The organism is Streptomyces stoeckheimensis (assembly GCF_045822005.1).
Classification (GTDB): Bacteria; Actinomycetota; Actinomycetes; order Streptomycetales; family Streptomycetaceae; genus Streptomyces; species Streptomyces stoeckheimensis.
In genome coordinates this window covers 634,293-655,187 of record NZ_CP169550.1, presented here as the reverse complement: position 1 = coordinate 655,187, position 20,895 = coordinate 634,293, and the positions used below count along the sequence as shown (strand labels likewise).

The following is a 20,895-nucleotide window of genomic DNA, read 5'->3' as shown; positions in this document are numbered from 1 at the left end:
CGGGTTCCCGATTTTTACGTCTCTTGGTGTTCTGGAGGGGAGCACGTTGCCCGGCGCGAAAAGGCTCTGCGGAGTTCCCGATCTGTTCGCCGAGTAGCCCTGGCCTCCGCACATGCCGCTCGGTACGGTACCTCCGCGCCGCACCCAGCCCCCTGCCCGGAGGTGACTTCCGTGTTCGGCATGTCCCTTTCACGGTCCCGCCGCAAGACCGCCCTCGCCGCCGCCCAGCCCGCGCACGCGGCCGGGCTGCCCGCACCCGACCACGTAGTCGTCGTGGTCTTCGAGAACCACGCCTACGGCCAGGGCATCGGAAGCTCCAGCGCCCCGTACATCAACTCCCTGAAGCCCGGGGGAGCCAACCTCACCCGGTCGTACGGCATCACGCACCCGAGCCAGCCCAACTACGTGCAGCTCTTCTCGGGCTCGAACCAGGGCGTGACCACGGGGATCTGGACGTCCTGACCGCCGCGCGTTGACCGCCGCCTCTCCCCCCGTAGCCTCCGAAAGGGCCGCCACTCATGCCCCTCCAGCGCCGGATACTGATCCTCGTCTCCGCCGTCGTGGTGCTCGCCGCCATCGGTGCGCTCGCCGTCGTACGGGCCTCCTCGCGCGCCGAGGAGAAGAACCGGGTCCAGGCCGGCGGGCCGCCCATCACCCGCGGAGAGGTCTCCCTCGCCCCGGGCGCCGGCGATCGGAGGATCGTCTTCCGGAACATGGCCTGGGGGCCGCACCGCGACGAGCTCGCCACCGCGGCGGCCGGCGCGCCCGAAGGTCCGCGCACCGCCTCCGGGGTCAGCTGCCTGCGCTTCCACGCGGCCGCCGGCACGGGGGTCTGCCTCCAGACCGACAAGGGAGGGGTGCAGGACGGCTACAAGGCGGTGGTCCTCGACGCCCGGCTGAACGAGGTCGCCACCCGCCCGCTGGCGGGCATCCCGACCCGGGCCAGGGTCTCGCCCGGCGGTCACCTGGTCGCCTGGACGGTCTTCGTGGGCGGGGATTCGTACGCCGGTACGAATTTCTCGACCCGGACCTCCCTGCTGGACCTGCGCACCGGGACGTACGACGCCTCGCTGGAGGACTTCACCATCCACAAGGACGGCAAGACGTACCGCAACGCGGACGTCAACTTCTGGGGGGTCACCTTCGCCGCCGACGAACGGACCTTCTACGCGACGCTCGCCACCGGCGGCCAGACCCACCTGGTCCGCGGCGACCTCGCGGCGCGCACGGTGACCACGGTGCGCGAGAACCTGGAATGCCCGTCCCTGTCGCCCGACGGGACCCGGCTGGTGTTCAAGAAGCGGGTGCCGGGGCTGCCGCCGGACGCGCCGTGGCGGCTGTACGTCCTGGACCTCGCCACGATGGCCGAGGCTCCGCTCGCCGAGGAGCGCAGCGTCGACGACCAGGTGGTGTGGACCGACGACAAGACCGTCGTCTACTCGCTGCCCGGGGACTTCGGCGCCGACCTGTACTCCCTGCCCGCCGACGGCGGCGGGGCCCCGGCCCGGCTGATGACCTCGGCCCTCGCCCCCGCCTTCCTCGGCTGACACCGGGAAGAGGGGGCGGGGCAGGGGGCCGGGCCGGGGCCTGCGGGACCTCGGAGCAGGACCGTTACGCCGGGATGAGCGTCTTGCGGCGCCGTTTGCGCTGCGCCGCGGCCGACAGCCGCAGCTCGATGACAGACCGCACGGTCGGCCACTCCTCGTCGAGGATCGAGTAGAAGGCCGTACTGCGCACGGCGCCGTCCAGGCCCCGCGAATGGGCCCGGCGGACCCCCTCACTGGTGAACCCGAGCCGCTCCATCGCGGCGCGCGAGCGTCCGTTGCGGGCGTCCGCGCGCAGCGAGATCCGCCGGACCCCCCAGGTCTCGAAGGCATGGCGGAGCATGAGCAGCTTCGCCTCGGTGTTGATGCCGGTGCCCTGCGCCGCGGGGGACAGCCAGGTATTGCCGATCTCGGCGGCATCGGGGATCGCCGTCGCCGGATCGCCGAACGGGACCCCCGGCACGGCGGGCCACACCAGCGGCCCCTGCCAGTAGTCGAGTTCCAGGAACCGGGTCGAACCGACCACCCGATCGTCGGTGGCTCTGACCACCGCGAACGGGAGCGATCGACCCGCCGCCTGATCGGCGAGGGCACGGTCGATGTACTCGTGTGACGCCTGCAGCCCGTGGGGTACGGGAGTGAAGGCGTAAGTCGTACGATCCTCGGCCCCGGCCAGGGCCAAGGCCTCGGTGTGGTGGGGGGCGAGGGGCTCAAGCCGCACGGAGCGGCCGGCGAGGAGTACGGGTACGGGCACGGAGCCTTCGGTCCTTCTAGGCGGTGGGGTGGTTGCACAGTCTGCGTCCCTGACGTCGCCCCCCGTGCAAAACACGAGTGAAAGGCAACGGGCTGTCAGGTGAACGCGAGTGGCTCAATGTAGCCCCTTAGAGTCCTTTCATGAACCCCCAAATTGGCAATGGCGTGACACTCTTTTTCGAGGACTTGGGTCCCCGTGACGGGGCCCCCGTAATCCTGATCCACGGACATCCGTTCAGCCACTCGATGTGGGCCCCCCAGACGATGGCACTGACCACGGCCGGTTACCGCGTGATCACCCCTGACCTGCGGGGATACGGGCAAAGCCCGGTGCTGCCGGGCATAGCGCTGCTCGCGGACTTCGCCGACGATCTGGCCGATCTGCTCGACCGTCTGGGCGTCGAACAGGCGGTCGTCGGCGGTGTGTCCATGGGCGGCCAGATCGCCATGGAGATGCGCTTGCGCCACCCGGGCCGGGTACGGGCCCTCGTCCTCTCCGACACCTCCGCTCCGCCGGAAACGGAAGACGGCAAAGCCTTACGCCGGAACCTTGCCGAGCGGCTCCTCGCGGAGGGAATGAAGCCTTATACCGACGAGGTCATCGACAAGATGCTCGCGCCGTACAACGTGACCGGGATGCCGGAGGCCGCGGCCAAGGTCGCCGGGATGATGTACGCCACCGACCCCGAGGGTGCCGCCGCCGCTCTGCGCGGGCGGGCCGAGCGGCCCGACTACGCCCCCGTGCTCGCGGCGCTGCCGGCCGAGGTGCCCTGCCTGATCGTGGTCGGCCGCGACGACGTCTACACCCCGGTCGCCGAGGCCGAGTCCCTGCACGCGCTGGTCCCGCACTCGGTGCTCGCCGTGGTGGAGCGGGCCGGGCACCTGCCGGGCGTGGAACAGCCGGAGGCCTTCAACCGGGCGCTGCTGGAGTTCCTCGCGGGAATCTGACCGACGCGCGCGGGCCCCGGACGGGCGGACGACCTCCCGGGTCCGGGGCTTTCGGCTGTCCGGCGAGTGCCGAACGAGGCCCCGGAGGGTGCCGAACGGGGCTACCGCGCGCCGGACGGGCGGTGTCAGTCTGTCTGCAGGGTGGTGCGCAGCCGGTAGCGGTCCCCGCTGTACTCCACCGTCGACAGCAGCAGCGGCCGCTGCTGCTTGGTGTACACCGTCTGGTCGAGTACGAGTACGGGCGCGCCCTCGGCGATGCCCAGGTGGCCGGCGAGCTCCCCGTCGGCGTTGCGCGCCTCGATGGTGGCCTCGGCGCGGTCGGGTTCGACGCCCCAGCGGCGCAGTTCCTCGAAGAGGGAGGTCTCGCGGAAGTCGGTACGGGCGAGGTCGGGCGCGAGTTCGGCGACGACCAGGGTCCGGTCGACGGCGATCCGGACGTCGTTGAGCAGCCGGACCCGCTCCAGGCGCAGCAGCGGGGTGCCGGCGGGCACGTCGAGGCGGTCGGCGTCGTCCAGGGACGCGGTGACGGTGTCGTGGCGCAGGACCACCGAGCTGGCGCGCATGTGCTTGCGCCGCGCGGTGGCGGTGAAGGACTCCAGATCCTTGGGCCATTCGCGGGCGGGCGCGGGCGCCACCGGCGCCGCGACGAACCAGCCGCGCCCGTGGGAGGCGGTGACCAGGCCCTGTTCGACGAGGCGCGCGAGCGCGCGGCGCAGGGTGACGCGGGAGACGTCCAGCCGGGTGCACAGCTCGCGCTCGGGCGGCAGCTTGCTGCCCTCGGACAGGCCGCGGCGGGCGATCTCCTCGCGGATGCGGTCCGCGGCCTGGGCCCACAGGGGGTCCGCAGCGCGGGCGACGGAGGTGGCGTCGGCGATGGCAGCGTCGTCGGTCATGGGAGCGAGAATACCACTTGCTACCACTCGATCTGGCTTCTGGCCGCGTGTGCGCGGGACCTAAGACCTCATGTTGATGTTTTGTGAAAGACCACTGTGGACCACTGTTGACCAATGCAAAACCACTGGTTACCTTCGAGTCGTCCCCACCACCCCGCTCGACGAGGAGCACCAGATGAGTACGGCCACCGCCGCGGTCACACCGGCCGCCGGAAAGAAGCCGGGCCGGATCATGCCGGTCCTGCAGCGCATCGGCCGCAGCCTGATGCTGCCCGTGGCCACGCTGCCGGCCGCGGCACTGCTGACCCGCCTCGGCGGCGCCGACCTGCTGGGCCGCGAGAACTTCCCGATGGTCATCCAGAAGCTCGCGATGGTCCTGGCGGCGGCCGGCGACACCGTCTTCGCCAACCTGCCGCTGCTCTTCGCGGTCGGCGTGGCCATCGGCTTCGCCAAGAAGTCGGACGGCTCCACCGCGCTGGCGGCCGTGGTCGGCTACCTGGTCTTCAAGGCCGTACTCGCCAGCCCCGCCTTCCCCAAGGGCGTCGACGGCGAGCCCCTCGACGCCAAGGTCCTCGGCGGCATCGTGATGGGCCTGGTCGCGGCCCTCCTCTACCAGCGCTTCAGCCGCACCAAGCTGCCCGAGTGGCTCGGCTTCTTCGGCGGCCGCCGGCTCGTGCCCATCCTCAGCGCCTTCGCGGGCGTCGGCATGGGAGTGGTATTCGGAGTGGTCTGGCCGACCGTCGGCGGCTGGTTCTTCCACTTCGGCGAGTGGCTCGTCGGCACCGGCGCCTGGGGCGCGGGCCTCTTCGGCCTCGTCGTCCGGGCCCTCATCCCGATCGGGATGCACCACTTCTTCTCGGTCTTCCCCTGGTTCGAGGCGGGCAGCTTCGTCAACCCGACCACGGGCACCGAGGTGCACGGAGACATCGCCCGCTTCCTCGCCGGCGACCCGACCGCGGGCCAGTTCATGACCGGCGGCTTCCCGATCTACATGTTCGCGCTCCCGGCCGCCGCCATGGCCATAGCCCACACCGCACGCCCGGAGAACCGGACCATGGTCAAGGGCATGATGATCTCCGTCGCCCTGACCTCCTTCGTCACCGGCGTGACCGAGCCCATCGAGTTCGCCTTCATGTTCGTGGCCCCGCTGCTCTACGCGATCCACGCCTTCCTCTTCGGCGTCTCGATGGCCGTCTGCTACGCCCTCGGCATCCGCGACGGCTTCGGCTTCTCCTCCGGGGCCATCGACTACATCGTGAACTACGGCATCGCCACCAAGCCCTGGATGCTCATCCCGATCGGCCTGGCCTTCGCCGCCATCTACTACGTGCTCTTCCGCTGGGCGATCGTGAAGTTCGACCTCCCCACCCCGGGCCGCGAACGCGACGAGGAAGGCAAGCCGCTCACCAAGGCCGACGCCTCCTGAGCCCCGGTCGGCGGCTCCCGCCGATCGGCCCCGCTCCGCCCGACCGCCCCGCACGACCGTCCGCCCCCGCCCGCACCGGCGGGGGCGGGCCCCCAGACTTCGCAAAGGACCCCCACCATGTCCGGATCCCGCATCACGTTCCTCGAAGGCCAGGCCGACCAGGGCGCAGCCCTCGCCCGGATCGCCGACCGCGTCCGCACCCAGCTCGCCTCCCCGGAACTCGCCGGGCTGCGGGCCGCCGAGCGCCCCCTGTTCACCGGCATCGGAGCCTCGTACGCCGCCCTCGCCGTCCCCGTACAACAGCTCCGCGAGGCCGGGATCGTCACCCAGCGCGTGCTGTCCAGCGAGATCGAGACCGGCACCGCCGGCTTCGACACCGACTGCCTGATCGCCGTCTCCCAGGGCGGCCGCAGCTCCGAGACGATCGCCGCCTTCGAGTGCGCCGCCCCCGGCATCACGAAGACCGCGCTGCTCAACGTGGTCCCCTCGCCGCTCGGCGACCTGGCCGACCTCACCGTGGACCTCGGCAACGAGCCCGACTCGTACGCCTCGACCATCGGCTACACCGGCACCATCGTCGCCCTCGACCTGATCGCCGGGGCCGTCGCGGGCCGTGACGGCGACCCGTGGGGCGAGATCGCCGAGCAGACCACCGTGGTCCACTCGCAGGCCACCGCCATCGTGGCGGGCCTGCGGGAGCGCGGCGCCCGCTGCATCGCCTCCGACGGCGTGGCGGCCGGAGCCTCCCGGGCCTCCGCCGAGGAGGGCGCGCTGCTGCTGCGCGAGGTGGTGCGGATGACCGCGGCCCACTCGGCGACCCGCAACTACCTGCACGGAGAGATGGAGTCGGCGGGCAACACCCTCCACCTCGTCTACGGCGACGGCCGTGAGATCGAGCTGGCCCGCTCGCTGGCGGGCGCCGGCCACCTCACGCTGCTGATGACCACGGCCGAGGTGGAGCCGGCGGACAGCCTGTCGGTCGTCCGGCTGCCCGAGGTCGCGGACGCGGTCCGGGTGGTCCTGGAGACGGTGGTCCTGCAGGAGCTGGTGGCCCAGCTCAGCGCCGAGCGGGACGTCCCGATCGAGTCCTTCGTCTTCGCCAACGACGACACCAAGCAGGGCGGCCTCGACATGTCGGACTTCGAGGTCGCGGCCTTCACCCAGGCGTAGGCCGTCTCTTTCGGATCTTGCCCGGCCCGGCCGCCGCGCCCTCCCGGCTCGGTGAGATCATCGGCAGATGGACACGGAGCCCGGGATGGACGGCGTACTGCGGCAGTTGGGCTCCGTCGGCCCCTTCTTCACCGTGGCGTACGGGAAAGAGCCGCCCGGCCCCGGCTTCCGGCCGCTCGAGGAGCTGTACGGGGAGCGGCTCGGGGCCTACGTGGGAGAGGTCGGCCGGCGCATCGGGAGCGGACCCGGGCGGGTGGCGGCTTCGACCGCGCAGTTCGGGATCGCCTCGCGGCTCTGGTCGCTCGGGCTCGGCTGCGCGGTGCTCGCCGGTCGGGTGCCGGACCTCGGCCCCGGCGGCCTGTGGTGGCGGCTGCCCGGGGCGGGGTCCCTGGAGCTGTGGCTGCCCGAGCCCGCCGAACACCCCGGGGAAACCCCGGCGCGGGCCCTCGCGGACACCGTGCTCGGCCACCTCGCGGTGCTCGACACGGCGCTGCGCGAGCGGTTCGGCGTCTCGCCGCTGGTGCTGCGCGGCAATGCCGCCTCGGGGCTGGTCGGCGCCGTCCGGGTGCTCACGGACCGGGTGCCGGGGGAGGCGGCGGCCTCGCTCGCCGCGGGGCTGCTCGCCGACGGCGGCCCGCTCGGCGGGAGCGGCACCTTCGTCCACGAACCCGGCCTCGGCGTGGCGTTCGTGCGCCGCAGCTGCTGCCTGTACTACAAGGTGCCCGGCGGCGGACTCTGCGGGGACTGCGTACTGCGGACCAGGTAGGGGGCGGACCGAGTGGGCGGTGACGGGCCCAGGGGCCATCGGGGCGCGGCGTACCGCTCCCCGATGGCCCCCGTGGCGCCACAGATCCGAAGGCCGCAGGGGCCGGAGATCAGAAGGTCAGGTTCCAGGCGTCGATCTTGCCCGTGTCCTGGTTGGCGTTGTCGTTCACGCGCAGCGTCCAGACACCGTTGGCCACCTCGGTGGAGGCGTTGACGGTGAAGGTCTGGATGATGTTGTCCGTGCTGCCGCCGGCCCGGTTGCTCAGGACGTACACGGAACCGTCCGGAGCCACGAGGTCGACCTTGAGGTCACCGATGTAGGTGTGCTTGATGTCCACGCCCACCTTGAGGGTGGCCGGCGCGTTGCCGGTCACTCCGCTGACGGTGATGGCGCTGTTCACGGTCGCGTTGTCGGTGATCGCGACGTCGGTGAGGTTCTCGAAGTACTTGCCGGGAGGCGGGGTCGAGCCGCCGACCGCCTTCAGCGCGTCGACCTGGCCCTCGCCGAAGAACCCGTTGTTGGCCGTGGTCCCCTTGCAACGGCTGTCCGACGGGCAGGCGATGTCGTTGGCCTGGGTGGCCAGCGCCGTGCGGATCTGCGCCGGGGTGAAGGTCGGGTTGGCGCTGGCGATGAGCGCCGCGACGCCAGCGACGTGCGGGGAGGCCATCGACGTACCGCTCATGGAGCTGTAACCGCCGCCCGGCACGGTGGAGTAGACGCTGCTGCCCGGCGCCGCGACGTCGATAACGCCCTGGCCGAAGTTGGAGAACGAGGCCTTGGTGGTTCCGGTGCCGTTGGCGGCGACCGTGACCACGCCCGGGAGCTCGGTCGGGATGTCGAGGCAGGCGTTGGTGATGGTCCGGGTGGTCGGCGTCGAGTCGTTCGGGCTCGCCGAGTCCGTGGTCTTGTTGGCGAGGTCGTAGTTCTCGTTGCCCGCCGCGGCGACCTGGAGCGAGCCCTTGCTCTCCGCGTACTCCTGGGCGCGCTTGACGCCCTCGATGATCGCGGCCTGGTCGATGTTGTCCGGGCAGTTGAACTGCCACGGGTCCGTGTAATAGCTGTTGTTGGTGACCTTGAACCCGTGGTCTCCCGACCACACGAAGGCGCAGATGGTGTTCTCGGCGAAGAACAGCGAGGTGCCCGGCTCGGCGACGCGCACCGAGGAGATCTTCACGCCCGGGGCCACGCCGACGACGCCCTTGCCGTTCTTGGCGGCGGCGACGCTGCCCGCGACGTGCGTGCCGTGGGTGCCCACGTCACGCCAGGCGCCGGCCCGGGTGTCCGGCTTGCCGTAGGCGCAGGAGGCGGAGTCCGCGGCGTTGAAGTTCGGCGCCAGGTCCTGGTGCTGGTCGTCGACGCCGGTGTCCAGGATGCCGACCTTGACGGAGGCCGAGCCGGGGTTCACGGCCCAGGCCTGGTCGGCCTTGATCTGCGTCATGTCGGCGCGTGCGGGCTCGCCCGCGGGGGTCGTCGACTGGGACGGGTTGGCGGGCAGCGCCGGGTTGTAGGCGTCCGCCGGTACGTCCGAGGTGCGCGTCGCGCCGACCTTCTGGACCCCGCTGACACCGCGCATGGTGGCGGCGAAGGTCGTGGAGGTCGAGTGGGCGACGATCACGCCGATCTGGTCGAAGTACGAGAAGACCGTGCCGCCGTTCGCCGCGACGGCGGAACGGACCGCGGAGCTGTCACCGGCAGCGGTGATCACCACGTAGGCGCGGGTGCCGGCAGCCCAGGTCGCACTCTGGGAAGTCGGCGCCGGGGCCTGGGCCTTGGCCTTGGCGGGGGCGGAGGTGCCGGGGATGCCGGCCGGGGAGACCGGCGCCGTGCCGGCGAGCGCGGCCGGTGCCCCGAAGGCCAGGGCGGCCAGGGCGGCCGCCAGTACGAGGGTGCGTCGAGGTCGGCTGGATATGTGGGGTATCAATGCGTCCTCCGAAGACGGTCCTGCGGTGCGGGTGGCACCTACCGGTCCGTACGAAACGAGTGGTGGACGCAAGATGTCAGAAGCGTGCCCCGATATGGAAGTACCTTTTGCAGCTAGACGGTTCATCTGATCTTGGCTGGAAATCGACTCCCGCTCTAGGTGTTGGGACCGGCCGGGCTGGGCACCGTGGGGGCGAGCCCTGCCCGGCCGGTCCGCGGGGCGTCCCCGTCAGACGGGTACGCCGTCCTTGCTGACGCCCGGCTGGGCCGGTACGGCCGCGGCCTGCTCGTGGGCGTCGTCCGTGAGCGTGCTCTCGTCGAACGGCAGCCGTCCCGCGAGGACTTCGGTGGCCCGGGACCGGTCGAACTCCTTGGTCCACGTGCCGATCAGTACGGTCGCGATCGCGTTGCCCGCGAAGTTCGTCAGCGCCCGCGCCTCGCTCATGAACCGGTCGATGCCCACGATCAGGCCGACGCCGTCGACGAGTTCCGGCCGGTGCGACTGGAGTCCTCCGGCGAGCGTGGCGAGGCCCGCGCCCGTGACCCCGGCCGCGCCCTTCGAGGCCACGATCATGAACAGCAGCAGGGAGATCTGCTCGCCCAGGGCGAGGGGCTTGCCCATCGCCTCCGCGACGAAGAGCGAGGACATCGTCAGATAGATCGCGGTCCCGTCCAGGTTGAAGGAGTAGCCCGTCGGGACCGTGATGCCGACCACCGGCCGCGAGACGCCCACGTGTTCCATCTTCGCGATCAGCCGGGGCAGCGCCGACTCCGAGGAGGAGGTGGACAGGATCAGCAGGAACTCCCGGCCCAGGTAGCGCAGCAGGGCGAACACGCTGATCCCCGTACACAGCCGCAGCAGCGTGCCCAGGACCACGAAGACGAAGAGCAGGCAGGTCGTGTAGAAGCCGATCATGATGACCGCGAGGGACTTCAGTGCGTCCATCCCGGTCGCCCCGACCACCGCCGCGATCGCGCCGAACGCGCCCACCGGCGCCACCCACATGATCATCGCGAGCACCCGGAACACCAGCTTCTGCACGTGCCCGATCCCGCGCAGCACCGGTTCGCCCGCCGTGCCCATGGCCTGCAGCGCGAACCCGCACAGCAGCGCCACCAGCAGCGTCTGCAGCACCTCGCCCCCGGTGAAGGCCGACACCAGCGTGGTCGGGATGATCCCCAGCAGGAACTCCGGCGTGCTCTCCGCACCGCCCGCCTTGGCCTGCGCCTCGCCCGCGCTCCGGGCCGCCTCGGTCAGGTGCAGTCCGCTGCCCGGCTCCAGCAGGTTGCCGACCAGCAGCCCGATGGCCAGTGCCACCGTGGACATCACCATGAAGTAGCCGAGCGCGAGCCCGCCCACCGCGCCGACCTTGGCGGCCTTGCGCACCGAGCCGATGCCCAGCACGATCGTGCAGAAGATGACCGGCGAGATCATCATCTTGATGAGGTTGACGAACCCGGTGCCCAGCGGCTTGAGCTCCACGGCCGTGCCGGGTGCGGCGAACCCGACGGCGATGCCGAGCAGCACCGCGCCGATCACGGCGATGTACAGATAATGCGTCTTGTCGCGCCTGGCGGCCACGATGCCTCCTGGTAGTGCCCTTCGCCTCCCTGATGGCGAAGGCGTCCCGGGAGGACCATCGCCCGCCGCTGTGACCCCGGTCACCCTTGCGTTCATTGAGTTCACGCCCGGGTGCACACTGAGCGCCATGTTCCGCTTTCCCCGGCCGCCGCGCAGCCTCGCCGGCCAGCTCTTCGCCATGCAGGTGGTGCTGGTCGCCGTGGTCGTCGCCGGCTGCGCCGTCTTCGCGTACGCGACCGCCCGCGACCAGGCCGAAGAGGCCGCCCGGCGCCAGGCCGGAGCGGTGGCCCGCGCGGTCGCGGACTCCCCGTCGGTACGGGACGCGGCGCGTGCGCAGCGGCAGGAGGAGGAGGCGCGGGCAGTCGCGGGGGAGCCCGTCCCCGAAGCCGTACGGGGAACCGGGCGCGGGGCAGGTGGCCCCGGCGGGCCCACCGCGGCCCTGCAGCCCTACGCGGAGCGGGTCCGCGTCGATGCGGGCGTGGACTTCGTGACGATCATGGCTCCGGACGGACGGCGCTGGACCCACCCCGACCCGATGCGCATCGGCGAACCCTTTCTCGGCAACACCGCCCCCGCCCTGCGGGGCGAGACCTTCAGCGAGACCTACACCGGCACCCTCGGTCCCTCCCTCCGCGTGGTCACCCCGATCACCGACGACGGCCGGGTCATCGGCATGGTCGCCGCCGGCATCACCGTCCGCGCGGTCAGCGCCCGCCTCGCCGCGCGGCTCTCCGCCCTCGCCTGGGTGGCGGGCGGGGCCCTCGCCCTCGGCGGGGTCGGCACCTACGTCGTCAACGCCCGGCTGCGCCGCCACACCCACGGGATGAACGCGGCCGAACTGAGCCGGATGTACGACTACCACCAGGCCGCCCTGCACGGGGTCCGCGAAGGGCTGCTGATGCTCGACGGCCGACGCCGGATCACCCTGGTCAACGACGCGGGCCGCGAACTCCTCGGCCTGCGCGGGGAGGTCAAGGGGACCGGCGTCGCCGACCTCGGCCTGCCCGCCCCGCTCACCGGAGCTCTGCTCTCCGACCGGCCCCGGGTGGACGAGGTCCATCTGACGGTGGACCGCGTGCTCGTGCTCAACAGCGCACCCGTCGCCGGCGGCGGCCGCCGGGGCACGGTGATCACCCTGCGCGACCACACCGAACTGCTGTCGCTGAACGGCGAATTGGACCAGGAACGCGGATTCACCCGGGCGCTGCGCGCGCAGGCCCACGAGGCGGCCAACCGGCTGCACACCGTGGTCTCCCTCATCGAACTCGGCCGCAGCCGGGAGGCGGTGGACTTCGCGACCGCCGAACTGTCCCTCGCCCAGGCCCTGACCGACGAGGTGATCGCCGCCGTCGGCGAGCCCGTGCTCGTCGCCCTGCTCCTCGGCAAGGCCGCGCAGGCCCACGAACGGGGGGTCGAGCTGGTCGTCACCCCGGACAGCGGAGCCATCGACGCCGGGCCCGGCGGCCCGCCCGCGCGGGACCTCGTCACCGTCCTCGGGAACCTCGTCGACAACGCCGTCGACGCCCTCACCGGCGTGCCCGGGGGCCGGATCTCCGTCACCATCCGCCCCGACGGCCCGGCCGGACCCCACGGACGCGGGGTGCTGATCGGCGTGGCCGACAACGGCCCCGGACTTCCCGAGGGCGCGGACGTGTTCCGGCGCGGCTGGTCGGGCAAGGGTGAGGGGCGGGGCCTGGGCCTCGCGCTGGTGCGGCAGGTGGCCCACCGGCACGGCGGAAGCGCGGATGCCGACCAACTGCCTGACGGGGGAGCGCGGTTCACCGTACGACTGCCGGCGCGCGGGGAGGGGGACGCATGAGCACGAGCACGCCCGAGGTGCGGGTCCTCGTCGTCGAGGACGATCCGGTGGCCGCCGACGCGCACGCGCTCTACGTCGGGCGGGTGCCCGGCTTCACCGCCGTCGCGGTCGTCCACTCCCTCGCCGAGGCAACCCGGGTCCTGGAGCGGACCCGGATCGACCTGCTGCTGCTCGACCTGACCCTGCCCGACGGCCACGGGCTGCGCTTCGCTCGCGGCCTGCGGGCCGCGGGCCACCCCGCCGACGTGATCGTGGTGACCTCGGCGCGGGACCTGGGGGTGGTCCGCGAGAGCGTCTCGCTCGGGGTGGTGCAGTACGTACTGAAGCCCTTCGCCTTCCCCACCCTGCGCGAACGGCTCCTGCGCTATGCCGAGTTCCGCGCGACGGCGGCGGGCGAGGCGGCCGGCCAGGACGATGTGGACCGCGCGATGGCGGCCCTGCGCTCACCCCGGCCGGCCGAACTACCCAAGGGGATCGGCGGCCCGACCTTGGAGCGGGTCGCCGCTCTTTTGCGGGCGGCCCCCGAGGGGCTGACCGCGGGCGGGACGGCCGAGGCGGCCGGGATCTCCCGGATCACCGCCCGCCGGTACCTGGAGCACCTGGTGGACACGGGCCGCGCGGACCGCACCCCCCGGTACGGCCAGGTCGGCCGCCCCGAACTGCACTACCGCTGGCTGGCGGCAGCCCCGGCCGGAGCCGGTGCCGGCTCGGTGTCGAAGGTGTAGAACTTCCGGTGGTCCAGCATGTCCGCCGGGGTGACGTCGTTCCACGGCCGCATGGTGTCGTGCAGGTCCACGACGTTCGGGGTGCCGGCGGCCGGCAGGTACGGCGACTGCGGGTGCAGCGCCTGCCAGTCGGCCCACAGCTTGTCGATGAAGGCGTGGTGCATCCAGAACACCGGGTCGTTGGGGGAGACCCCGGTGGCCATCTGGCCGCCCACCCACACGTGCACCCGGTTGTGCAGGTTGGCCCCGCGCCAGCCCTCCAGGTTGTTGCGGAAGCCGCCCGAGGAGCTGTTCCAGGGCGCCGCGTCGTACACCGGCATGGCGAGGACGGAGTCCACCTCGGCCCTGGTCGGCAGCTGGGCCACGCCGGTGCCGAGCGCGCGCCGCAGGTAGGAGCGCCCGTCGACCCGTACGGCTATCTCCCACTTGCCCGCCGCGTACGCGAACGGTCCGTCGAGCACCTGCCCGTCCCGTGCCCGTCCGGTGCCGCCGAGGAAGTCGGCGGCCCAGAGGGACGAGCGGGCGGTCCGGTCGGCCGTCCAGTCCCAGTACGGCAGGGCCACCGCCGGATCCACCTCCTGCAGCGCAGCCTCGAACTCCAGCAGAAACCGGCGGTGCCAGGGCAGGAAGGAGGGGGAGCGGTGGCCGACCCGGTCGCCCGAGTCGGTGTCGCTCATGATGAAGCCGTTGTGCGTGGTGACGAAGCGGTCGTAGCGGCCGGTGCGCTTCAGTTCGAGGAGCGCCGCGACGAACGCCCGCTTCTCCTCGGGGGTGAGCGAGGCCTGGTTCTTGCGGATCGTCATCACATGCCGCCCATCGGGACGAGGGCGGCGCCCTGGAGCTCGCGCACGGCGGCGCGGGCGAGGGGGAGCGGGCCGGAGAAGGTCTCGTAGTGGTTGACCACGCTGATCCAGCTGCCGTCGGCGTTCCGCATCACGTGCAGTTCGCGGCCGTCTATGAAGACGGTCGGCTGGCCGGGGGACTGGTGGCCCCCGTGGTGTCCGCCGTGGTCGCCCCCGCCGCCCGAGGCGGGGACGATCCGTATGCGGCGGCCCTGGTAGACCTCGTCCGTGCTTCCCGAGGGTCCCGCGGGGTTGGCGGGTGCGGCCGTACGGGATCCGGTGACGGCTGCGTGCGCGGTGGCGCCGGCGAGGCCGAGGGCGGTGAGTGCGCCGGCAGTGGCGCCTAAGGCCTGTCGGCGGGTGATCTTGTTCATGGCCCGAAGAGGTATCAGGGCGCCGAGAACACAGGGCTGCTATCCGGACATGCGCGGATAAGTTGCCGGTCGAACTAGTTGGATGATCTTCCCGTCCGGACTGGCTCCAGCGGCCCGGACGGGAAGACCTGTGTGAAAAAGCTTAATGGACGGGAAATCCTGCGGTCACACGGGGTGGCTATGGAAGGCATCACACTGCGGAGTCGGCCGGAAGCCGCAGCCGGAATTGCCTCTGAGGCCCGGTCCCGGGGGTGTTCCGAAGTGAATTTCGCGGCTATCCGTCCTGTTCTGTCCCGTTATAGTCCCGATATGGCTCTCCATGAGACGAAGGACCTGCGTGCCCGCGACGCGGAGACGGACGTGTTCGCGTCCGCCCTCAGCGGCGAGATCCTCCCCAAGTACCGGATGCCCGAAGACCACTCGCCGTCCGAGGTGGTCTACGAGCTCCTCCACAACGAGCTGCTCCTCGACGGCAACGCCGCCCAGAACCTGGCCACCTTCTGCACGACCTGGTCGGACGACGGGGTCCACCGGCTGATGAACGAGTGCCTCGACAAGAACATGATCGACAAGGACGAGTACCCGCAGACGGCCGAGATCGAGAGCCGCTGCGTCAACATCCTGGCCGACCTGTGGAACGCCCCCGCCGGCACCACCGGCACCGGATGCTCCACCACCGGCTCCAGCGAGGCCGCCATGCTCGGCGGCCTCGCGCTCAAGTGGCGCTGGCGCGAGCGCCGCCGCGCCGCCGGACTGCCCACCGACAGGCCGAACCTGGTGTGCGGGCCGGTCCAGGTCTGCTGGGAGAAGTTCGCCCGGTACTTCGACGTCGAGCTCCGCCAGCTCCCCCTGTTGCCCGGAGCCAACGGCCTGCGCCCCGAGCAGCTCGCCGCCAACGTGGACGAGAACACCATCGGCGTCGTCGCCATCCTCGGCGTCACCTACACCTGCGTCTACGAGCCCGTCGCCGAGATCGCCGCCGAACTCGACCGGATCCAGGCCGAGCACGGCTGGGACGTGCCGATCCACGTGGACGCCGCCAGCGGCGGCTTCGTCGCCCCCTTCCTCCACCCCGACGTGGTCTGGGACTTCCGGCTGCCGCGCGTGGCCTCCGTCAACACCTCCGGGCACAAGTACGGCCTGGCCCCGCTGGGCGTCGGCTGGATCGTCTGGCGCACCGCCGACCTGCTCCCGGCCGACCTCGTCTTCTCCGTGGACTACCTCGGCGGGGACATGCCCACCTTCGCCCTCAACTTCTCCCGGCCGGGCGGCGAGATCATCGCCCAGTACTACCTGTTCCTGCGCCTGGGCCGGGGCGGCTACCGCAGGGTCCAGCAGGCCTGCGCCGACACCGCCCAGTACCTGGCCCGCGAGATCGAGACCATCGGCCCCTTCACCCTCCTCTACGACGGCCAGGGCGCGCTGCCCGCCGTCTCGTACCGGCTCACCGACCCGGAGGGCGCGGGCTTCACCCTCTACGACCTCTCCGACCGGCTCCGGATGCGCGGCTGGCAGGTGCCCTCGTACCCGCTGCCGGCCGAGCGGGACGACACGGTCATCCAACGGGTCCTGATCCGGCACGGGGTGACCCGGGACCAGATCGCCCTGCTGGTCTCCGACCTGCGCGCCGCCGTCGAACACCTCCTCGCGCACCCGCAGCCCGTGCCCGCGGCGCCGCCCCGGTCCGGCTTCCACCACTGAGCGGGGGGTAGACGGGATCCGGACCTGCTCCTCCGGACCTGCTCCTCCGAGCCCGCCCCGGAAGGGCGGGTCCGGCGCTCAGGACGCCGACCAGCGCATCCCCAGCTCCGTCAGCGCGGCCGTCCGTTCCGGGGTGAGGGACGCGGCGCGGGAGCGCTGGTTGGCGATCCAGGAGCCGAGGCGCAGGTCCCGGTCGCCGACCCGCTCCACGTGCGCACGGGGCACCCGCAGGTGCCGCTCGCGGTCGTGGAACCGCCGGGCCGCCTCCAGGTGCGCCGCCCACGCGTCCGCGTGGGCGACCCGGGGCCTCGGCCGGTCCGCACCCTCGGCCGGGGTCACCCCGAGGGCGTGCTCCAGCAGCCAGCGCTGGGCCCAGGCGAGGCGCTCCCAGGACGCGCGCTGGCCGCGCAGCCACACGCCGAGGTCCTCGCCCTGGACCACGGCCTCCCCGGGGCGCGTCGGGAGCGGGCCGCCCGCGTCCAGGTGGACCCGGGTCAGGTGGAAGGCCCGCTGCCAGGAGATCTCCCAGGAAGGACACCAGGAGGCGTCGACGGCCTCCAGGGCCTCCCGGCGCTCCTCGGACAGGGCTCCGGGCCCCTCCCGGCGGGCCGCCGCCCGCTGGTTCTTGACCCAGACCCCGACCGGGGCGCCGCGCCAGGTGGCGTCCACGGGAGGCAGCAGGTGACCGTGCTCGGCGGCCCAGCCGCTCGCCGCCGCGAGCCCCTCCTCGAACGCCACGTCGAAGTGGCTCCACACCATGCCCAGTTCGTCGAGCTGCGCCACCCGGCGGTGGCCGAGCGCCCCGCGCCGGTACGTGCGCCGGGCGTCCGCGATCCACTGCCCGAGCGGGAACCGGGCCAGCCCCGGCGGCCACGGAGCCCCGGCTCCCTGCTCCTCCGCGGCAGCCGCCTCCGTCTCCGTCTCTGCCTTCGCCTTCGCCTCCGTCTCCGTGGGCACCTTGAACGCGAACGGCACCTTGAGGTCCCCGACGAGCCCGGCGTAGATCCGGGCGGCCTCCACCCCGCGCCGCCAGTGCTCGTGCTCCGGGTGCAGGACGCGCAGCCGGACGAAGGCGGCCAGCAGCGCCGGGTCGCGGGGGGTGGAGAAGGTCAGCAGGGACTCCGCGCCGCCGCGCAGCCCGGAGCCGCCCACGGACTCCGCGCCGCCCGTGCCCGCCCGCCGGCTCGGGGCCTGGGGCTGTGCGAGGGACTCGACGACCCGGGTGTCGTGGGCCCGTAGCGCCTCCAGCAGCCGCGCGAGGTCCCCGTACGCCCGTGAGGTCAGCATCGTCTCCGGGGACTCGCCGGGCCCCAGCAGCACCGGCACCACGAGGGAGGCGACCTTGCCCTCCCCGGGCCGGATGCGCAGCGCCCGGCCGACGGCCTGCACCAGGTCGGGCATGGAACCCCGTACGTCGGCCCAGAAGACCGAGTCGCACTCCTTGGTGTCCACGCCCTCGCCCAGCACCCGGACACTGCCCAGGAAGGCCTTGTCCGCGACCCGGTCGTCCGCGAAGGCGCCCAGGACGCGCCGCCGGTGCGCCGCCGTGTGCTGCCCGCACAGCCAGTCCGCCCAGACGGTACGGGGGTACACCGGCCGCGGGGCCCAGCTCGTGGCGCGCAGCCGTGCGGCGACCGCCGGCAGACCGGCCGCGAACGCCTCGGCCTCCTTGGTCAGGTGGTGGAAGACGAGCGTGCGCCGGAACCCCTGCTTCACGGCCGCCGTCACCAGCGCCGTCTGGAGCGCCGCGAGCCGCACTCCGCGCACGGAGTCGGAGCGCCCGTCCGGCCCGAGCAGGACGGCCGCCTGGAACTCCGGATCGCTGACGTCCACGCAGACCACGCGGTAGGGCGCGCAGATGCCCCGGTCGACGGCCTCCGAGAGGGTGAGGGTGTAGCAGCGCGCGCCGAACGGCCCGTCGGGATCGTCCTCCATGGAGGCCACGAGGTCGCCCCGGGCGCGCGCCCCCTCCGGCTGGTCGGAACTCTCGGCGGACTCCTCGCCCTCGGCGGGCGCGGAATCCTCGGCGGACTGCCAGACCCGGGGCGTGGCCGTCATGTACAGCCGGCGGACCGAGGGGATCCGCACGTTGTCGTGCACCACCGCCCAGGGCTTGCCGATGCGCCCCGAGGTCCGGTGCGCCTCGTCGACCACGATCAGGTCCCAGCCGGGCAGCCCCTCGCGGTGCGCGCGTTCGATGGTGCCCAGGCCGAGCGAGGCGTACGTGGCGTACACCGTGACCCGGTCGACGGGCGGGCCCGCCCAGCCGGCCAGTTCGGCCGGGTCGGTCGTGGTGGGCACTCCCGCGTCCTCACCGCGCAGCGAACACACGGCGAAGGCGCGGCCGGTCCGGCCGCCCTCGCGCCAGGCCGCCGCGGTCTGCACGAGGAGGTCCAAGGAGGGCACCAGCACCAGGACGCGTCCGGCCCGCAGCTCCTCGGCCGTGTGCACGGCGACCAGCGACTTGCCGGAGCCCGTTGCCATGATCACCTGCGTACGGAGCCCGGTCCGTGGGACCCTGCGGCCGGCGGGCAGTTCCAGCGCCCGCACGGCGGCGTCGACGGCCTCGCGCTGGTGCGGACGAAGTTTCTGCCTGCTGATGCGCGCCACCTCCACCGTGATCTGCCGGTTTGCTTCCAGCTCCTATCTTGCCCCCATTTTGAATCATTGCGGGGAGATCGAGTGGACGGGGGGTGCGGCGGAGCGTGGCGGGGCGGGGGCGGAGCGTGGTGGAGCGGGGTGGAACGGGTGCGGCGGGCTCACATCCGGGCGCCGAAGTTCTGCGTCCACCACGGGCCGCCCGCGCCCTGGTGGATGCCCACGCCGATGTCCTTGAAGGAACAGTTGAGGATGTTCTCGCGGTGTCCCTGGCTCTTCATCCAGGAATCCATGACCTGGGCCGCGGTCCGCTGCCCCTTCGCGATGTTCTCCCCGTAGGTGGACCAGCGGTACCCGGCGGCGGTGGTCCGCTTGCCCGGGTCCGCGCCGTCCGGGTTGGTGTGCGAGAAGAAGTCCCGCCGCGCCATGTCGTCGGAGTGCCCCTGGGCGGCCGTACGCAGCTGCGCGTCCTCCTTGAGCGGCCCGCAGCCGGCCTTCGCCCGCTCGGAGTTGACCAGGGATATCACCTGGGCGGCGGTGCTGCCGCCGGGCGGGGCGGGAGCGGGGCTCTTCGGCGGGGTGGACTTCGGACTCGGCTTCGGGGTGGGCGTGGGCGTGGGGGTCGGACTCGGAGTCGGGCTGGGGCTGGGGCTCGGCGAGGCGCTCGGAGAGGCGGATTCCGAGGGGCTAGGGGTGGGGGAGGCCGCCTCCGGTGGCAGTGCGGTCCCCGATTCCGGCGCCACGAGCGCGGCCGGAGGCGCCTCGGGGGATCCGGTGCCGGGGCGGGTGGCGAGGTAGGTCAGCCCGCCTCCCACGACACAGGCGGCGAGCACCGCGCCACCGATGACCCGGCGCCGGCCGCGGGTGCGCCGCTGCTTGCGCAGCGAGGCGCGCCCGTCGCCGGGACCGCCCGCCGAGGCGAACTGTGCTTCGGGGTTGCTGCCGCCGCTGCCGCCACTGCCGCCGTCGGCGTGGCCGGTGTCCGGACCGTACGCCGAAGCGGCGCCGGCCGGGCCGACGGAGGTGTAGCCGGAGTCCAGGGCCGCCCGTACGCCCGCGAGCAGCGCCGCGGAGACCGGCAGCAGCGCCAGCCCGGCCAGCAGTCCCTCGGCCGGGACCAGGCCGTTCCACAGCCCGGCGCACCGCAGGCACTCACGGGCGTGCCGGGCTATTCGCTTGCGCCACAGCGCCGAGGGCAGCCCGTCCCAGCTCGCCGCCACGGTCCGCAGGTCCTCGCAGGGCGGCTGCGCACCCAGCGCCCGCTCCACCACCCGGGCCGCCTCCAGCTGCGCCTTCATCCGCTGCACCCGTACCGCGGTGTGCTGCGGGGACAGTTCCAGCGCATCCGCCATCTCCGCGCGCGTCAGCTCCCCGGCGCACTCCAGCCACCAGAGGGACAGCAGCGCCCGGTCGTCGGGCTCGAGCCAGCGCGTGGCACGGGCCGTCTCGCGCCGCTGGCCCTCCAGCTGGAGCCGTACGACGGTCAGGTCCACGAAGTCGGCGCCCGGATCGGCGAGCTCCCAGGCGGCTTCCAGCCCGCTTTCACCGGGGGCGCTCCGGCGGGCCTGCCAGTGGGCGCGCACCCGGTTCATGGCGATCGCGACCAGCCAGGACCGGAAGCTGTGGTCGTCGCGCAGGCCGCCCAGCCCGTCGAGTGCCCGCAGCATCGTGTCCTGGACGACGTCGTCCACGTCGACGGACCCGTTGAGGGCCCGCCCGACGATGTTGTAGACCAGCGGCAGATAGGCGCTGACCAGGTCGTCCTGGGCGCGGGGGTCGCCCGCGCGGGCCGCGGCCACCAGTGCTGCCGTGTGCTGAGTGCTCATAGAAAAGT

General features: G+C 72.6%; 16 protein-coding genes and 1 pseudogene. 9 read left to right on the top strand and 8 right to left on the bottom strand.

Annotated features, from left to right (window positions below):
- Positions 1-180: 180 nt before the first annotated feature.
- A pseudogene (locus tag ACE1OC_RS02940) lies at positions 181-441 on the top strand (acid phosphatase); the annotation flags it as partial.
- A gap of 77 nt (positions 442-518) precedes the next feature.
- Positions 519-1,547 carry a TolB family protein gene (locus tag ACE1OC_RS02935; protein WP_407835649.1) on the top strand — a complete coding sequence of 343 codons (1,029 nt, stop codon included), beginning with the start codon at positions 519-521 and terminating at the stop codon, positions 1,545-1,547.
- Positions 1,548-1,611: 64 nt separating this feature from the next.
- On the opposite strand, the gene ACE1OC_RS02930 is transcribed toward ACE1OC_RS02935, so the two are convergent.
- Positions 1,612-2,298, bottom strand: a complete 687-nt coding sequence (locus tag ACE1OC_RS02930) for a GNAT family N-acetyltransferase (RefSeq protein ID WP_243332231.1) — start codon at positions 2,296-2,298, stop codon at positions 1,612-1,614.
- A 140-nt stretch (positions 2,299-2,438) separates the two neighbouring features.
- On the opposite strand from ACE1OC_RS02930, the gene ACE1OC_RS02925 reads away from it, so the two are divergent.
- The gene (locus ACE1OC_RS02925) at positions 2,439-3,245 is read left to right on the top strand and encodes an alpha/beta fold hydrolase (RefSeq protein ID WP_407835648.1); all 807 of its coding nucleotides are present in this window, start codon (positions 2,439-2,441) and stop codon (positions 3,243-3,245) included.
- A gap of 125 nt (positions 3,246-3,370) precedes the next feature.
- On the opposite strand, the gene ACE1OC_RS02920 is transcribed toward ACE1OC_RS02925, so the two are convergent.
- Positions 3,371-4,138, bottom strand: a complete 768-nt coding sequence (locus tag ACE1OC_RS02920) for a GntR family transcriptional regulator (RefSeq protein WP_407835647.1) — start codon at positions 4,136-4,138, stop codon at positions 3,371-3,373.
- Positions 4,139-4,313: 175 nt separating this feature from the next.
- Between ACE1OC_RS02920 and ACE1OC_RS02915 the strand changes: the two genes are divergently transcribed.
- The 3 genes from ACE1OC_RS02915 to ACE1OC_RS02905 all read left to right on the top strand — a co-directional run bounded on the left by ACE1OC_RS02915 (position 4,314) and on the right by ACE1OC_RS02905 (position 7,500).
- Complete coding sequence (locus ACE1OC_RS02915; RefSeq protein WP_407835646.1) at positions 4,314-5,564, top strand: PTS transporter subunit EIIC; 1,251 nt, start codon at positions 4,314-4,316, stop codon at positions 5,562-5,564.
- 117 nt (positions 5,565-5,681) lie between these two features.
- Positions 5,682-6,734 (top strand): SIS domain-containing protein, encoded by a 1,053-nt coding sequence (locus tag ACE1OC_RS02910; protein ID WP_407835645.1) that lies wholly within the window; start codon positions 5,682-5,684, stop codon positions 6,732-6,734.
- A 67-nt stretch (positions 6,735-6,801) separates the two neighbouring features.
- Entirely contained in the window at positions 6,802-7,500 is a 699-nt protein-coding gene (locus ACE1OC_RS02905; RefSeq protein WP_407835644.1) for a (2Fe-2S)-binding protein, read from the top strand.
- Positions 7,501-7,609: 109 nt separating this feature from the next.
- On the opposite strand, the gene ACE1OC_RS02900 is transcribed toward ACE1OC_RS02905, so the two are convergent.
- Together ACE1OC_RS02900 and ACE1OC_RS02895 are read right to left on the bottom strand one after the other, a co-directional pair.
- The gene (locus ACE1OC_RS02900) at positions 7,610-9,421 is read right to left on the bottom strand and encodes a S8 family serine peptidase (RefSeq protein WP_407835643.1); all 1,812 of its coding nucleotides are present in this window, start codon (positions 9,419-9,421) and stop codon (positions 7,610-7,612) included.
- A 228-nt stretch (positions 9,422-9,649) separates the two neighbouring features.
- Entirely contained in the window at positions 9,650-11,002 is a 1,353-nt protein-coding gene (locus ACE1OC_RS02895; RefSeq protein WP_407835642.1) for a cation:dicarboxylate symporter family transporter, read from the bottom strand.
- A gap of 127 nt (positions 11,003-11,129) precedes the next feature.
- On the opposite strand from ACE1OC_RS02895, the gene ACE1OC_RS02890 reads away from it, so the two are divergent.
- Together ACE1OC_RS02890 and ACE1OC_RS02885 are read left to right on the top strand one after the other, a co-directional pair.
- On the top strand, positions 11,130-12,821 hold the full coding sequence (locus tag ACE1OC_RS02890) for an ATP-binding protein (protein WP_407835641.1): 1,692 nt from the start codon (positions 11,130-11,132) through the stop codon (positions 12,819-12,821).
- On the top strand, positions 12,818-13,546 hold the full coding sequence (locus tag ACE1OC_RS02885) for a response regulator (RefSeq protein ID WP_407835640.1): 729 nt from the start codon (positions 12,818-12,820) through the stop codon (positions 13,544-13,546). Before ACE1OC_RS02890 ends, ACE1OC_RS02885 begins: the two co-directional genes overlap by 4 nt.
- Here the strand turns inward: ACE1OC_RS02885 and melC2 are convergent.
- Entirely contained in the window at positions 13,486-14,349 is an 864-nt protein-coding gene (gene melC2, locus ACE1OC_RS02880; protein ID WP_407835639.1) for a tyrosinase MelC2, read from the bottom strand. The two genes, ACE1OC_RS02885 and melC2, sit on opposite strands and share 61 nt — an antisense overlap.
- Positions 14,349-14,762: an apotyrosinase chaperone MelC1 gene (melC1, locus tag ACE1OC_RS02875; RefSeq protein ID WP_407835638.1), complete on the bottom strand. Its 414-nt coding sequence runs from the start codon at positions 14,760-14,762 to the stop codon at positions 14,349-14,351. Before melC1 ends, melC2 begins: the two co-directional genes overlap by 1 nt.
- 309 nt (positions 14,763-15,071) lie before the next feature.
- On the opposite strand from melC1, the gene ACE1OC_RS02870 reads away from it, so the two are divergent.
- Positions 15,072-16,463 carry a glutamate decarboxylase gene (locus tag ACE1OC_RS02870; protein ID WP_407835637.1) on the top strand — a complete coding sequence of 464 codons (1,392 nt, stop codon included), beginning with the start codon at positions 15,072-15,074 and terminating at the stop codon, positions 16,461-16,463.
- 78 nt (positions 16,464-16,541) lie between these two features.
- On the opposite strand, the gene ACE1OC_RS02865 is transcribed toward ACE1OC_RS02870, so the two are convergent.
- Positions 16,542-19,073 carry a DEAD/DEAH box helicase gene (locus ACE1OC_RS02865; protein WP_407835636.1) on the bottom strand — a complete coding sequence of 844 codons (2,532 nt, stop codon included), beginning with the start codon at positions 19,071-19,073 and terminating at the stop codon, positions 16,542-16,544.
- A gap of 149 nt (positions 19,074-19,222) precedes the next feature.
- Positions 19,223-20,887, bottom strand: coding sequence for a sigma-70 family RNA polymerase sigma factor (locus ACE1OC_RS02860; protein WP_407835635.1), 1,665 nt, complete (start codon positions 20,885-20,887; stop codon positions 19,223-19,225).
- Positions 20,888-20,895: the final 8 nt, after the last annotated feature.

Bases quoted from the DNA above. Each gene is read 5' to 3' on its own strand.
- ACE1OC_RS02935 (WP_407835649.1), top strand. From the start codon at position 519: ATGCCCCTCCAGCGCCGGATACTGATCCTCGTCTCCGCCGTCGTGGTG.
- ACE1OC_RS02925 (WP_407835648.1), top strand. From the start codon at position 2,439: ATGAACCCCCAAATTGGCAATGGCGTGACACTCTTTTTCGAGGACTTG.
- ACE1OC_RS02920 (WP_407835647.1), bottom strand. From the start codon at position 4,138: ATGACCGACGACGCTGCCATCGCCGACGCCACCTCCGTCGCCCGCGCT.
- ACE1OC_RS02915 (WP_407835646.1), top strand. From the start codon at position 4,314: ATGAGTACGGCCACCGCCGCGGTCACACCGGCCGCCGGAAAGAAGCCG.
- ACE1OC_RS02910 (WP_407835645.1), top strand. From the start codon at position 5,682: ATGTCCGGATCCCGCATCACGTTCCTCGAAGGCCAGGCCGACCAGGGC.
- ACE1OC_RS02905 (WP_407835644.1), top strand. From the start codon at position 6,802: ATGGACACGGAGCCCGGGATGGACGGCGTACTGCGGCAGTTGGGCTCC.
- ACE1OC_RS02890 (WP_407835641.1), top strand. From the start codon at position 11,130: ATGTTCCGCTTTCCCCGGCCGCCGCGCAGCCTCGCCGGCCAGCTCTTC.
- ACE1OC_RS02885 (WP_407835640.1), top strand. From the start codon at position 12,818: ATGAGCACGAGCACGCCCGAGGTGCGGGTCCTCGTCGTCGAGGACGAT.
- melC2 (WP_407835639.1), bottom strand. From the start codon at position 14,349: ATGACGATCCGCAAGAACCAGGCCTCGCTCACCCCCGAGGAGAAGCGG.
- melC1 (WP_407835638.1), bottom strand. From the start codon at position 14,762: ATGAACAAGATCACCCGCCGACAGGCCTTAGGCGCCACTGCCGGCGCA.
- ACE1OC_RS02870 (WP_407835637.1), top strand. From the start codon at position 15,072: ATGGCTCTCCATGAGACGAAGGACCTGCGTGCCCGCGACGCGGAGACG.
- ACE1OC_RS02860 (WP_407835635.1), bottom strand. From the start codon at position 20,887: ATGAGCACTCAGCACACGGCAGCACTGGTGGCCGCGGCCCGCGCGGGC.